General features: G+C 58.4%; 12 protein-coding genes. 3 read left to right on the forward strand and 9 right to left on the reverse strand.

Annotation, left to right across the window (positions count from 1 at the left end):
* Window positions 1-102 precede the first annotated feature (102 nt).
* Complete coding sequence (rocF, locus tag CRP02_RS08465) at window positions 103-1,023, forward strand: arginase (protein ID WP_097170802.1); 921 nt, start codon at window positions 103-105, stop codon at window positions 1,021-1,023.
* 13 nt (window positions 1,024-1,036) lie between these two features.
* Entirely contained in the window at window positions 1,037-2,092 is a 1,056-nt protein-coding gene (locus tag CRP02_RS08470; protein ID WP_097170803.1) for an ornithine cyclodeaminase, read from the forward strand.
* Window positions 2,093-2,115: 23 nt separating this feature from the next.
* Here CRP02_RS08470 and CRP02_RS08475 read toward each other — a convergent pair whose 3' ends face one another.
* The 5 genes from CRP02_RS08475 to CRP02_RS08500 all read right to left on the reverse strand — a co-directional run bounded on the left by CRP02_RS08475 (window position 2,116) and on the right by CRP02_RS08500 (window position 7,567).
* Window positions 2,116-3,000 carry a DMT family transporter gene (locus CRP02_RS08475; protein ID WP_097170804.1) on the reverse strand — a complete coding sequence of 295 codons (885 nt, stop codon included), beginning with the start codon at window positions 2,998-3,000 and terminating at the stop codon, window positions 2,116-2,118.
* A 264-nt stretch (window positions 3,001-3,264) separates the two neighbouring features.
* The gene (gene iolG / locus CRP02_RS08480) at window positions 3,265-4,257 is read right to left on the reverse strand and encodes an inositol 2-dehydrogenase (RefSeq protein ID WP_097170805.1); all 993 of its coding nucleotides are present in this window, start codon (window positions 4,255-4,257) and stop codon (window positions 3,265-3,267) included.
* Window positions 4,258-4,489: 232 nt separating this feature from the next.
* Window positions 4,490-5,740: an adenylate/guanylate cyclase domain-containing protein gene (locus CRP02_RS08490; protein WP_097170806.1), complete on the reverse strand. Its 1,251-nt coding sequence runs from the start codon at window positions 5,738-5,740 to the stop codon at window positions 4,490-4,492.
* A gap of 222 nt (window positions 5,741-5,962) precedes the next feature.
* Window positions 5,963-6,193, reverse strand: coding sequence for a helix-turn-helix domain-containing protein (locus CRP02_RS08495; RefSeq protein WP_004431634.1), 231 nt, complete (start codon window positions 6,191-6,193; stop codon window positions 5,963-5,965).
* Window positions 6,194-6,451: 258 nt separating this feature from the next.
* A complete protein-coding gene (locus tag CRP02_RS08500; RefSeq protein WP_097170807.1) occupies window positions 6,452-7,567 on the reverse strand; it encodes an RHE_PE00001 family protein in 1,116 nt (371 codons plus the stop codon).
* Window positions 7,568-7,789: 222 nt separating this feature from the next.
* Between CRP02_RS08500 and CRP02_RS08505 the strand changes: the two genes are divergently transcribed.
* Entirely contained in the window at window positions 7,790-9,094 is a 1,305-nt protein-coding gene (locus tag CRP02_RS08505) for an MFS transporter (RefSeq protein WP_004431639.1), read from the forward strand.
* A gap of 62 nt (window positions 9,095-9,156) precedes the next feature.
* On the opposite strand, the gene CRP02_RS08510 is transcribed toward CRP02_RS08505, so the two are convergent.
* The 4 genes from CRP02_RS08510 to CRP02_RS08525 all read right to left on the reverse strand — a co-directional run bounded on the left by CRP02_RS08510 (window position 9,157) and on the right by CRP02_RS08525 (window position 13,350).
* Window positions 9,157-10,494 carry a sensor histidine kinase gene (locus CRP02_RS08510; RefSeq protein ID WP_097170808.1) on the reverse strand — a complete coding sequence of 446 codons (1,338 nt, stop codon included), beginning with the start codon at window positions 10,492-10,494 and terminating at the stop codon, window positions 9,157-9,159.
* 6 nt (window positions 10,495-10,500) lie between these two features.
* Window positions 10,501-11,154, reverse strand: a complete 654-nt coding sequence (locus CRP02_RS08515; protein WP_004431644.1) for a response regulator transcription factor — start codon at window positions 11,152-11,154, stop codon at window positions 10,501-10,503.
* A gap of 65 nt (window positions 11,155-11,219) precedes the next feature.
* A complete protein-coding gene (locus tag CRP02_RS08520) occupies window positions 11,220-12,875 on the reverse strand; it encodes a phosphoethanolamine transferase (RefSeq protein WP_097170809.1) in 1,656 nt (551 codons plus the stop codon).
* A 211-nt stretch (window positions 12,876-13,086) separates the two neighbouring features.
* Window positions 13,087-13,350, reverse strand: coding sequence for a spike base protein, RCAP_Rcc01079 family (locus CRP02_RS08525; RefSeq protein ID WP_097170810.1), 264 nt, complete (start codon window positions 13,348-13,350; stop codon window positions 13,087-13,089).
* Between the last annotated feature and the right edge of the window lie 148 nt (window positions 13,351-13,498).

Below are 13,498 nucleotides of genomic sequence, written 5' to 3' on the forward strand. Positions count from 1 at the left end.
AAATCGATAGCCTGTTTCGATAATATTGCCAATATTTGATGTTCATTCCGCCATGTCTGTGTGGTTTAGTGAGGTTATCGGTTTATAAAAGCGAGGGCTCAAATGGATATCAGGCTGATCGGTGCGCCGTTGCAAATCGGAGCCGGGCAATTGGGGTGTGAGATGGGGCCGAGTGCGTATCGCATCGCCGGTCTCACGCGGGCGCTCGAAGATCTGGGCCATCGGGTGGTCGATACCGGAAATGTGACGCCGGCGCCGCTCAGGGAGTTTAGCCACCCCAATCCGGCGGTGCATCATCTCGCTGAGACGGTGGCCTGGACCGAGGCGCTGACGGAGGCCGCCTATCGCGAAAGTGCTGCCGCCGTGCCGATCTTTCTTGGCGGCGACCACGCAATTTCCGCGGGAACCGTCGCCGGCATGGCGCGGCGGGTGGCGGAGAGTGGCCGGCCGTTTTTCGTGCTCTGGCTCGATGCCCATACCGATTACCACACGCTTGAAACGACGCGCAGCGGCAACCTGCATGGCACGCCGGTCGCTTACTTCAGTGGTCGCGACGGATTTTCGGGTTACTTCCCGCCGCTCTCCCATGCGGTTCCTGAGGAAAATATCGGCATGATCGGCATCCGCAGCGTCGATCCAGCCGAGAGAGCCGCACTGGAAGACAGCGGCATCACCGTTCACGACATGCGCTCGATAGACGAACATGGTGTCGCGGTTCTGCTGCGCGCGTTCCTTGCGCGGGTGCAGGCGGTAAACGGCCTGTTGCATGTCAGTCTCGATGTCGATTTCCTGGAACCGTCGATCGCGCCTGCGGTCGGCACCACGGTTCCGGGTGGGGCTACGTTCCGTGAGGCGCATCTGGTGATGGAGATGCTGCATGATAGCGGGCTGGTGTGCAGTCTCGATCTCGTGGAGCTTAACCCGTTTCTCGACGAGCGCGGCAGGACGGCGACGCTGATGGTTGACCTGGCTGCCAGCCTGATGGGCAAGCGGGTTATGGACCGCCCGACGCGGGCTGGCTGAGGGGGAAGATGCAATGACGATTATACCGAACCTTAATATCGTACCTTTCGTCAGCGTCGATCATATGATGAAACTCGTGCTGCGCGTGGGGATCGATACGTTTCTGCGCGAGCTGGCCGACGTGGTGGAAGAGGATTTCCGTCGCTGGGAAAGTTTCGACAAGACGCCACGCATCGCATCGCATTCCCAAGAGGGCGTCATCGAGCTGATGCCGACCAGCGATGGAACGCTTTATGGCTTCAAATATGTGAACGGCCATCCTAAAAACATGAAGGAGGGCCGCCAGACGGTGACCGCCTTTGGGGTGCTATCCGATGTCGGCAACGGCTATCCGCTGCTCCTGACCGAAATGACCATTCTGACGGCGCTGCGCACCGCTGCTACTTCGGCTGTCGCTGCAAAACACCTTGCCCGCAAAAATGCCCGCTCGATGGCCATCATCGGCAATGGCGCACAGAGCGAGTTCCAGGCGCGGGCCTTCAAGGCTATTCTTGGCATCGACACGGTGCGGCTTTTCGATATCGACCGGACCGCCAGCGAAAAATGCGCCCGCAATCTTGCCGGGCAGGGCTTTAACATCGAAATTTGCGATAGCGCGCAGGTCGCGGTGGAAGGTGCCGATATCATCACCACCGTAACCGCCGACAAGCAATATGCGACAATCCTGACCGACAACATGGTTGGTCCCGGCATTCACATCAATGCCGTCGGCGGCGATTGTCCCGGCAAGACGGAACTGCACCGGGACATTCTGCTGCGGTCGGATATTTTCGTCGAATACCCACCGCAGACGCGCATCGAAGGTGAAATCCAGCAATTGCCCGAAGACTACCCCGTTACCGAGCTATGGCAGGTAATATCAGGTGAAAAGCAGGGGCGGGTAAACGACAGGCAGATCACGCTGTTCGACAGCGTTGGTTTCGCGACCGAGGATTTTTCGGCGCTGCGTTATGTGCGCTCGAAACTGGCCGCCACCGGGCTTTATACGGAACTGGATCTGCTGGCCGATCCGGATGAGCCGCGCGATCTGTTTGGAATGCTGTTGCGCTGCGAGGCGGCTCTCGCCTGAGAGGACGTTCAACGGGAATGACGTCAGTCAGCCCGCCGGCGTTCCCTCCGGGCAACGGCATGTTCCCGCCAGATGGTGAAGAGACCGGCGGCGATCACGATTGCAGCACCCAGAACCATGTTGGATGTAACGACCTCGCCATAGATGGTGACGCCGATGATGGAGACGAGCACGAGCTGGTAATAGGAAAACGGCTGCACGGAGGCCGCATCCGCCAGCTCGAATGCCTTGATCAGGCAATAATGACCGCTCATGCCGGTAATGCACAGCGCCAGCATCCAGCCCCAATCCTGGGGTGCGAGGCTAACCCAATAAAACGGACCCACCAGCGTCAGCGCCGCCGCACCGGCCACGCCGGTATAAAAGAAGCTCGTCATCGCTGAATCGCTCTTGCTGCCAAGGCGGGTCAGGACGCTGTAGAGCGCAAGCATGAAGGCGGCGATGAAGGTGATCAGCAGGCGGTTGTCGAACCCTTCGCCATCGGGTTTCAGAATGACGAGAACGCCGACGAAGCCGACAAAAATGGCGCACCAGCGCCGCCAGCCCACATGTTCGCCAAGCAACGGCACGGACAGTGCGGCGACGATCAGCGGCGCCGAAGCGAGGATAGAGTGGCTGTGCGCCAGCCCGACAACGGCGAAGGAGAAGATGGAAAAAACAATCTGCACGGCAAGAAGGACGCCGCGGCTGATCTGCAGCCACGGACGGTTGGCCATGACAGCACCCCGAATGCCGCCGGAGGACCTTGCAGCCATCAATAAAACGAAGACGGCGAAGGCCCAGTATCGAAGCATGGCGACGAAGACGGGTGGATAAGAACTGCCAAGATGTTTGGATATGCCATCCTGCGCCGCAAAGATCGTGAAGGCTATGAGCGCATAAAGATAACCGGTCTTGGGTGATGGCATAAATAAACCACTGTCCGGCTGTTGCCGGCAAAAAGAGGATTCGGCGTGACTAAGGTGAATAGCAGCCATATGGTCTGGCCGTATCTTGTCAGACAACCTTATTTTCCGAATAGCTGCCATGCAAGTCCGAAGACCACCTCTGCCCGGTCAAGTTCACGGGTGGCGCTGATGCTGGCGAAAGCTTTGCAAATAGCTGTTTTCCTGTCCGCCATGCGTTAACGCACCGCGGACAGGATGTTGATTACGGAGTGATTTCTGCGTCGATCAGCCGATCGTCACGGCCGCCTTCGAGGTGACGGATTTCAGCGCAGCGTCGGCCAGTTTCAATGCGATCAGCCCATCCTTGATGGAGGGTGACGGAGCCACATTGTTTTCGACGCAATCGATGAAAGCGGTAATTTCCGCCGCATAGGCCGCCGTATAACGCGTCATGAAGAAATCATGCAGCGGCGGGCGAGTGTAGCCTTCAGCATTGGCGATCTCGATGGAGACCGGCCGCTGGTTCTCGGCCGCTGCCGAACCGAGCGAACCATGCACTTCGATACGCTGGTCGTACCCATAGGTCGCGCGTCGCGAATTCGAAATGCTCGCCTGCCTGCCGCTTTTCGTCGTCAGAATGATGCTGGCGCTATCGAAATCGCCGAGTGCACCGATCTCCGGATTGACGAGAACGGAACCGGTGGCGAATACGCTTTCCACTTCCTCGCCGAGCAGGAACCGCGCCATGTCGAAATCATGAATAGTCATGTCGCGGAAAATGCCGCCGGAAACCTTGATATATTCGGCTGGCGGCGGGCCGGGATCACGGCTGGTGATGGTCACCATTTCCACCTTGCCGATGCGGCCATCCTCGATTGCCTTGTGCACGGCCTGGAAATGCGGATCGAAACGCCGGTTGAAACCGAGCATCACCTTTGCACCGGTTTCCTCAACCACCTTGGCGCAGGCTTCCGCCCGGGCCACATCCAGATCGACGGGTTTTTCGCAGAAGATGGCCTTGCCGGCACGGGCAAAACGCTCGATCAGATCGGCATGGGTATTGGTCGGCGTGCAGATGATGACGGCGTCGATCGTCTTGTCGGCCAGAACCTCGTCGATTGTGCTGACCTTGCACTGCGCTTCGCGGGCGATTGCTTCCGCAGCACCTGCAACGGCGTCCACAACGGCCACCAGCTTCGCACGGCTGTCGGTGGTGATCGCCTTGGCGTGGACCTTGCCGATCCGTCCAGCGCCGAGCAGTGCCAATTTCGTAACCATCTTTCCTCCGGTTCCTCACACCCGTCTTCCACTCCCGGAAAGACAGAATATGAACGCAAACAATGTTTCGATATGGAATATATGTTCTATTTTGCTAGATCGACATCGGAGGCGTGTCAAGCGTTTTGACGACGGGCAGGGCAGCCGAAATCATCTCTTCGGGAGGTTGCGCAGCACGGGTGAGCGCTGCGTTGAAAAAGCGTTGAAACGGGAACAAAGTCCTGACCGGCAATCAGTCGACAGAGGGTGTGAGGACCTCATGTTGGGGAAGCGCATAAACCTCGACCGGGGTTTCGAGGCCGCGCAGAAGCCATGGGCCGAGATTGTCCAGCTTGTCCTCGTGTCCGGCCATACGGACGAATTCTTCGGAAAACAGCACGTTGCGGCCGGTTTCCTTGGTCAGGGTTTCAAGCCGTGATGCGATGTTCACGGCAGGACCGATGACGGTAAAATCGAGGCGGGTTTTCGAGCCGATATTGCCATACATGACATCGCCGACATGGACGCCGATGCCGTAACCCAGAGGGTCATGGCCTTTTTGGCAATTGATGTCGTTGAGGGCAACGAGGCTTTTCTGCGCGCTGGCAATGGCTTTAAGCAGGTTTTCACAAGCCTGCGGATCGCTGAGCGGGAAAATCGCCAGCAGCCCATCGCCCATGAATTTCAGGATTTCACCACCGAATTCCTCGATCGGATCGCACATGGCGTCGAAATAACCGTTCAGCAGCTCGATCACATCATCGCGCGGCCAGAGGTCGGAAATGTGGGTGAAGTTGCGCAGGTCGCAGATCAGGATCGCCGCGCCTACAGTTATGCCGCTGCCGCGCGTCGTTGCGCCATTGAGAATTTTTTCACCCGCATGCGGCCCGACATAGGTCTCCAGCAGGGTGCGCGTCATGCGGTTTTTCAGGCGAATTTCGCTGACAAGCGCGAGCGCCGGTAGCAGGTTTTTCAACGCAAGGACTTCCGCTTCCAAAAAACCACCGGGCCGATCGCTGGAAAAAGTGGCGACATGGCGCTTGCCGAACGTATGTTCGATCGGCCAGGCGAAATAATCCGTCAGCCCGTCGGCGCGCAATTCCTCATAGATCGGATAAGCGGATGGCTCGATCTCGTCTCCGGTCAACCGGTGGCGGATTTCGGTCGCGCCCTGATGGATGTCGTTGATGGGGCTGTTCAGATATTCGGGCGAGCTCTCCGCCCCATAGCCATAGGTGGTGATCTCGGCCGACGATATGCCGGCCTTCCACAGGATGCGCGCGCCAAGCCATTGCGGGTGACGAATGCGGAAGGCAAGTGCGCCCCGCGCTATAGAAATTCCACTCTCGCGCAACCTGCTGCACAGCTCGAAGAATATCTCATCGATAAAGCGCTCGTCCTTCGTGCCGGTGACGAGCCAGTCGAGAATTTCCGTTTTCTCCGTTGGCCACAATTCATCCAATGCTGAAGAAACCCGTTCTTCGGTGTTAAGGCTGAGTGTCATGGCAGGATTCCGGAAATTATTGGTGCTCTCGCGCAGGCGGGCCACATGCCGAACATGTCCCGTGCGGACATCATGTGGTGCCGGATAACGGAAATGTTAAGAGAGCGGAGCGGAAAATGTTCCGGAGAGACTTGTGGCGTTCAAACCGTTACGCGCCGCCCGGATGTTGCGTGAACATCGTCCCCGGCGGCGCTGAGATTTGGTTCGGATCGTTGTGAACGATCAGATAACGGTTTCGACTGGAATATGCAGGGCGGCGGCAACGCGCCTGATGCGCAGAGGATCGCTGTCTGAGCCGTCTTCCAGGGCGCGGATTTCATTGGCCGTCAGGCCGCAGGTGATGGCAAGCTGATCGACCGTATATCCGGCGAGATTGCGCGCCATCAGGACTTTTCGGGCGAAAGGAGCATCTGTTTCCTGATCGGAATCGAGTTGTGAGACTGAAATTGTCATTTTTTGCATCTCCCTCATGGTGGACACTTTAATGCGGATGGCAAAGAAAGGTTGCCGGAGCCGAATGCGACCGCGTTACCGGAGAAAAATCGTGTTGCAACGCAGCGAGAACATAGCCGCTTCATCCACCTACGCAATAGTTAAATTTTGTTAAGATTCGTGATCGCAGGATTCTTCCGGGATTTATCGCAGGAACAAGGGGTTGAGAAAAATATTATTTATCCGGGGTTTAGGCGGATGAAGACTGAGCGGCCTGTGCTACAGCATGCCCCAGGCACGGAAGCGGCCTCGGCCCGTAACCTCCCTCAACTCCAGCTGATTGGCGAGCCCGATCGCACCCTGCGGCGTGGTGCCGAGTTCCCTGACGATCATGGCCGCCGAAACCACCGGCCGAGAGACGACAAGCTCCACGAGTTCTGGCAGACGCGAAGAGGAGCGTCGGCCGGCCAGCTTGCGCATCATGCGTTCTCTGGCGTGGGTCAGCCTGTCATGTTCCTTCATGCTGGCCAGTGCCGCCTCGTAAAAGCTGTCGAGAAGGGCGATTAAGCGTTGCGTCTGGTTTCTGGCGTGCCGGCGCTCGCGCGGGACGGCACGAAGACCAGCGCTGAGCGCCGGCAGATGGTCGGGAGAGACAGCCCCGTCGCGCAGAAAAGCGGCGGCCATAAGCCTGCCGAGCCAGGGGCTGCGTTGCAGAACCTCGATCATATTCCAGGCATCCAGCAGGATTGCGGTGCGCAGGATCACGGGCAACTCCTCCGTCTGGCCATGGACCTGCCGCCATTCCTTCAGCCTTTCCTCCTCGTCCCAGTCGGGATCGTTGATCATCGGATGGGCCTCTTCCCGATGTGTCACCGGCGCAAGTGTGGTGCCGGCGGTGATCGCGTCCAGCGTGGCGGCGCTTCGCGCCAGAAGTGCGTCCAGCTCGGAAAAGGCCCCGTCCAGCGGTGTCTCGCCGTCTGCATCAGCCTCCTCGTTGCCGGAATGATCCAGCTTTTCCGGGGTAAATGCCGTCTCGTCGGCGGCAATTCCCATTCTGCCGCGCAGGCGGGAAAGGCCTGGTGCGGTGAAGGCCCAGCCTGGCGCGTTGGAAAAAATCAGCCGTCTCGAGCGGACGATCCGGTGCGCCGCCGTCATTTCATGGGTTGGCGCCCGCACATCCATATGGGCGTCATGCAGGACCAGATCTTCCATATGGACGAGTTCGCCATCCACCCACATGGAGGAAATCGCGTCGGTAAAGTCCTGCCTTTCGATGAAGCCGTGTTTCATCGGCGACCGGCTTATCCTCTCGTCCAGCCGTGCCAGTGCTTCACCCGCGCGCGCGGCGGGGATGAGAAGCTTTTCGATATGAATGTCCGATATATCGTAAATCATTGATATTTTTTAGTTTGAGCACGGCCGGGTGACAAGGCGGATTAGAATGGTCCGGCGCGGAAGATGGCGAGTAGACGCTGCAATTGCCATGCTGCGATGCGGCGTAAACTTGCGCATTGCAATATGGCGGGTATATACCCCCTCCGAGAGCGACAAATTATCACACCTTCCGTTCGCCCTTCCACCTCCAGGCGAGATGAATTGGAGTTTACCGTGAATATTATGGCAAATGGTCCCGCTACGGCACCGGATCAGAAAACCCGTTTGAAATCCATTATCGGCGGATCGGCGGGCAACCTCGTCGAATGGTACGACTGGTATGTTTATTCGGCCTTCACCCTTTATTTCGCGCCGGTGTTTTTCCCTTCCGGAAACCAGACCGCCGAATTGCTGAGCGCGGCCGCCGTTTTTGCCGTCGGATTTCTGATGCGGCCCATCGGTGCGTGGTTCATGGGAACCTATGCCGACCGCAAGGGCCGCAAGGCCGGCCTGACCTTGTCCGTTACCTTGATGTGCCTAGGCTCGCTGTTGATCGCTATTACGCCGGGCCATGAGACGATCGGCATTGCAGCGCCTGCCATTCTGGTGTTTGCCCGCCTGCTGCAGGGCATCAGCGTCGGCGGTGAATATGGCGCCAGCGCGACCTATCTCAGCGAAATGGCCGGCAAGAACCGCCGTGGCTTTTTCTCCAGTTTCCAGTATGTGACGCTGATTTCCGGCCAGCTTCTGGCGCTGGCGGTGTTGCTGGTTCTGCAGCGGGTTCTGACACCCGAGCAGCTCGGCGCCTGGGGCTGGCGCATTCCCTTCTTCATCGGTGGCGTTCTTGCAATTGCGGTGTTTTACATCCGTCGCGGCCTTGCCGAGACGCAGTCCTTTGAAAATGCCAAGGCGGGCAATGCGGACAAGCCGAAATCGAGCGGATGGGCGCTGTTCAAGCACTATCCGCGAGAAGCGATGATGGTCATGGCGCTGACATCAGGCGGCACGCTCGCCTTTTACGCCTACACGACCTATCTGCAGAAATTCCTCGTCAATACCTCTGGCTTCAGCAAGGAAAGCGCGACCGAAATCACCACGGCAGCACTCTTCGTCTTCATGCTGTGCCAGCCGATTGCCGGTGCGCTGTCGGACAAGGTGGGTCGCAAGCCGCTGATGGTCGGCTTCGGCATTCTTGGAACGCTGTTCACCTATCTCATCTTCACGACGCTGGCGACGACAACCGACCCGATAATGGCTTTCGCTCTCGTTCTGGTCGGCCTGTTGATCGTCACCGGCTACACTTCCATCAATGCGGTGGTGAAGGCGGAAATGTTCCCCGCCCACATCCGGGCGCTCGGTGTGGCTCTGCCCTACGCGCTGGCGAACACGATTTTCGGGGGAACGGCAGAATTCGTAGCCTTGAAGTTCAAGCAGATCGGCCACGAAAACTGGTTCTTCTGGTACGTTACGATCATGATCGCACTGTCGCTGGTGGTTTATGTGAAGATGCGCGATACGCGCGACCATAGCCATATTCACGAGGATTGAGCGGCCACAATTATACCAACAAAAGCCCCGCCCCCTGGCGGGGCTTTTTGTTTTCAGCACATTCAGGCGGCTTCGACCGGAAGCACGATACGGGCCTCAAAACCGTCTTGTCTGCCGGGTGCGGGGGAGGATAGCACGAGTTCGCCGCCAATCTGTTCCATCAGGCTTCTGACGATGGCGAGGCCAAGCCCGGTACCATCAGCCTTGGACGGGCCTCGGACAAAGCGCGTCGTCAGTTTGGGAAGGAGCGCCTTGTCGATCGCCGCGCCGGAATTGACGACGCGGATCGTACCGTCCTCTTCGGCCAGTATCTGCACCGGGCTTTCCGCCGGACTGTGGATCAGGGCGTTTTCGAGAAGGTTGCGGATGATGATGCCGAAGGCATCCGTGCCCAGCTTGCAGTTCAGGCCGCCTTCGCAGCGATTGGTGAAGCGGATGCGGGACGTGCCGATCGCCGTTCTGCTCATGTCGTCGATGATGAGTTCGAGAATGGGGATGAGGTCGGTCGCCGTGTCTGTTAACCCGATCCTTGCTTCCGCGCGCGACATCTGCAGCAGTTTTTCGGCGAGATGGCCGAGATGCAGCAGGGCTTTCTCGATATTTTCCACGCGCGGTGCAAGTTCAGGCGGAATATCGGCGTGCAGCCGCTGCGCCTGCGCCAGCGCGCCGGCAATCGGCGTTCGCAATTCATGGGCGCTGTTGGCGGTAAACTCCCTTTCCGCCTCGATTGTCGATCGCAGCCGCCTCAGCAGCAGATTGACCGAGCGGGCAATCGGGTGAAGTTCAGCCGGAAACGGCAGGGTTTCCAGCGGCGCGAGATTGCCACCGTCTTTTTTCCAGATCTCGTCGCGCAAGGTCTGTATCGGTTGCAGGGTTTTGCGCACCACGAAGATGACGGCAAAGATGCTGGCGGGGATGAGAATGAGAACGGGCAGCAAAATTGCAGTGCCGGCTTCCTCGATCGCCTCACGCCGGTTGGCGAAGGCATCTGCGACCTGAAGGAAGTAATTCCCGTCCGGTGTCGCCACCGTGTAGATGCGCTGGGTCGCCGTTTCGGAAAAACCGGCGTCGAGAGAGACCTCGAAAGGTTCGGTCGAACTGTCATGCGAATGCAGGACGACCTGTCCTTCCCGGTCGCGAACCTGATAGGTCAGATATTCCGCCGCATGTGCCGACTGGTTGAGTTTTTGCGAGGCGGGGCCCGTATTGTTTTCCCTGAGATCGTCCACCAGCAGTGGCAGCAGTCTTTCGGCTGTTTCCTCAACGCCAGCGTCGAAAATTTCAGCGAACTCGTCCTGCATCACCATGACGCCCAACCCGCAGGCGATAAGCCAGGATATGGCGACAACGCTCGTCAGCGCCGTGACGAGCTTGCGGGTCATGCTGGTCGGTCTGGCCATTTCTGTCTACCTGATGGTGTAGCCGACACCGCGCACGGTCTCGACGCGGTCATGGCCGATCTTCTTGCGCAGCCGGCTGATATAGACCTCGACCGTATTGCTTTCTATTTCCGCGCCGAATTCGTAGAGCGTGTCGTGCAGTTGAGATTTCGAGACGACCGCACCGGGATGCTCAACCAGCTTTTCCAGCACGGCCCATTCTCTGGCGCTGAGCGTTTGCGCTGTTCCGTCAACGACGATATTGCGCGCCACCTGGTTGATTTCGATGCCGGGCAGGCGAATGACGGGGGCGGAGCGCCCCTCGTAACGCCGCGAGACCGCCAGCATGCGTGCCGAAAGCTCGTTGAGATCGAAGGGCTTGACCAGATAGTCGTCCGCACCGGCATTCAGCCCGGCAATCCGGTCGGACACCTGGTCGTGCGCCGTCAAAATGATCACCGGCGTCGAGTCGTCACGGTTGCGCAGTGATTGCAAAAGGGTGATGCCATCGCCGTCCGGCAGCCGCATGTCGAGCAGGATGAGCCCGTAAGCCATGGTCAGCGTCGCCGCCGTGGCGTCGTCGAGCAACTTGAACCAGTCGACGGCGTGGCCTGCCGCGGCGACATGGTCTCGCAGCGCCTCGCCCAGCACATGATCGTCTTCAACAAGCAGAACCCGCAAGACAGCTCCTTTATCGCGTCGTCCTGCGTATCGCTTTCACGGGATAAGCGTCAAGCACTGTATGTTCAGCTATTCTGGCGCTGGGTGCAGCCGCCGAACACGTCCTGCGCGGAATCGTAGACGGAGGTGGAGACGTTCATCATTCCAAGGATACTGTGGAAATAATTGTCGTGCGAGCGCCCGCCCTTTGCTGCGCCTTTTGCAAGGCAGGCACGATCCAGCCCCATGGATTTGGCGAAATCTTCATCGAACCAGACGAGAAACGGCACATGGGTCTGCTGGTCGGGTGCCAGCAGATAGGGTGCGCCGTGCAGATAGACGCCGTTCTCACCAAGCGATTCACCATGGTCCGAGGCGTAGATCATCCCCGTTGCCAGCGTGTTGGAGCGTGCCTTCAGCTTGTCGATCACGGTCGACAGGAAATGATCGGTGTAGAGAAGCGTGTTGTCATAGGAGTTCACGATTTGCGCGTCCGTACAATTGCCAAGCTCGGCGGTTCGACAGTCAGGGGTGAATTTCCGGAATTCGTCGGTGTAACGCAGATAGTAGGTCGGCCCATGGCTGCCCATCTGGTGCAACACGATGACACTGTCCTTCTTGACGTTGTCGAGCCAGGCGTCAAGCTTGTCGAAGAAGATGTCGTCGCGGCATTCTCCGCCGGTGCAGAAGCGGGTGTCGTTGGTGGAAGGCAGGTCGAAAAAGGGAATGCGGTCGGCCACGTTCTTGCTGCCGGTGTTGTTGTCCAGCCAGGTTGCACCGACACCGGCATGGACGAGAACATCCATGACGTTCTCGTTGGCGAGCGCCTTGTTGTGGCTGTACTCAGAACGCGGGAATTTTGAGAACATGCAGGGAATGGAAATCGCCGTCGCAGTGCCACAGCTGGTTGTATCAGGGAAATAGATCACGTCGCGCTTTGCCAGTTCCGGGTTGGTGTCGCGCCCATAGCCGTTCAGGGAAAAGTTCGCGGCGCGTGCGGTCTCACCAGCCACGATGACGGTGATGCGTGGTTTGTGGATGCCACCCAGCGCCGGCAGGATTTTCGCATCCTTGCCGATCGGGCTCACCTGTATGTCAGCTTCCTTTTCCGCCTGCGTCAGATAGTGAATGGTGGATATGATCGGCGACAAGGGATTGACGCTTTTGACGATATCCTTGTGCTGGCGCACGGCGGTGGTGAATGTTTTGGAATTCGCAAAGCTGATGATGCCGGCAACGGTGAGGCAGACCAGGATGCTGACGGTGTTCCACAGCAACTTGTCGATGATCGGCCGATGCCGAACCCGGACGGTGGCGATGACGAGCGACGGCACCAGCCCGTAGATCGTCAGATGCCAGAAAAGGCCAGGTGTCATCAGATTGCCCGCTTCCGCCCGCGTGGTCTCCACGGCGTTGCGGATCATGTCGCTGTCGATGATGATGCCGTAGCGGTCCATGAACCAGGAAGCCGCCGCGGCCGCGAATACCAGCAAGATCAGAAACGGCTTGATGAGATATTTGGCGGAAAAAATGGTGATGAGCGCGCCGAGAAGCGCCGCTATGGCGAGATAAAGCCCGACGATGGCAACCGGATAGGCGGAAAGATAGGTGTGAACCTTCGACCAGAACGTCTGGTTTGTAAAAAACAGCAGATAGGCTGCCGTCAGCAGACAGAGCGGCACGCTGCCGATTTCCGGACGAAGAATTACAGTCCCAGTCGTTTTCGCGGTAAAAAGCGCCACTATCAGGTCCCACCAGATTCAGAACAGCGGGCATAAGCAAAGAAAGTGCGAACGCCCGTATTTAAGTTGCCTCAGAGGCCAGTGGATGGCGGTTGCATCATTTAGCTGACGTCAACCTGAATGATTGTCATGAATCTGTAACGTTGCGCCGCGCGCCATGCGGCGGTGGACGTGGTTTCAGGTCGATGAACAGCTCTCGAGCGGATATCAACTAATTCAGCCCGACGAGTCCTGTCGCCGTGGTGCGCGTTGAAAACACGCGCGTGGCCCGGACCGGTAGCAGGCTGCCCGCGGGCAGGTTCTGGAAGGTCACCGTCGCCCCGGACAGCAGGGTTAGGCATAGCTGCCCGCCATTGCCGACATAAATGGCGCGTGTGACTGACGGCAGCAGGTTGGTATCATCAGGAACGATATCGAAACCGTGAGACGCCGGTGATTCGAGGCCGGCGCTATGATGTGTGTAAGTCTCAGCCATTGCGGTCTCCCGTAAATCAAAATCCGCCGTGATTATGCGGTGAACCGGGGCGACGGGGACAAGCGGGGAAGACAAATGTCGGCGCAGGTTCCGGTCCCTCAACGGGTTCAGCCGGAAAGACTTATGGTCCTTACGCAATTTCATGGGG

Origin of the sequence: Rhizobium sp. AN5 (assembly GCF_900215255.1) — a bacterium.
GTDB classification, from domain to species: Bacteria; Pseudomonadota; Alphaproteobacteria; order Rhizobiales; family Rhizobiaceae; genus Agrobacterium; species Agrobacterium tumefaciens.

Excerpts from the sequence above, each read along its gene's own strand:
- rocF (WP_097170802.1), top strand. The coding sequence starts at position 103 with ATGGATATCAGGCTGATCGGTGCGCCGTTGCAAATCGGAGCCGGGCAA.
- CRP02_RS08470 (WP_097170803.1), top strand. The coding sequence starts at position 1,037 with ATGACGATTATACCGAACCTTAATATCGTACCTTTCGTCAGCGTCGAT.
- CRP02_RS08475 (WP_097170804.1), bottom strand. The coding sequence starts at position 3,000 with ATGCCATCACCCAAGACCGGTTATCTTTATGCGCTCATAGCCTTCACG.
- iolG (WP_097170805.1), bottom strand. The coding sequence starts at position 4,257 with ATGGTTACGAAATTGGCACTGCTCGGCGCTGGACGGATCGGCAAGGTC.
- CRP02_RS08490 (WP_097170806.1), bottom strand. The coding sequence starts at position 5,740 with ATGACACTCAGCCTTAACACCGAAGAACGGGTTTCTTCAGCATTGGAT.
- CRP02_RS08495 (WP_004431634.1), bottom strand. The coding sequence starts at position 6,193 with ATGACAATTTCAGTCTCACAACTCGATTCCGATCAGGAAACAGATGCT.
- CRP02_RS08500 (WP_097170807.1), bottom strand. The coding sequence starts at position 7,567 with ATGATTTACGATATATCGGACATTCATATCGAAAAGCTTCTCATCCCC.
- CRP02_RS08505 (WP_004431639.1), top strand. The coding sequence starts at position 7,790 with ATGGCAAATGGTCCCGCTACGGCACCGGATCAGAAAACCCGTTTGAAA.
- CRP02_RS08510 (WP_097170808.1), bottom strand. The coding sequence starts at position 10,494 with ATGGCCAGACCGACCAGCATGACCCGCAAGCTCGTCACGGCGCTGACG.
- CRP02_RS08525 (WP_097170810.1), bottom strand. The coding sequence starts at position 13,350 with ATGGCTGAGACTTACACACATCATAGCGCCGGCCTCGAATCACCGGCG.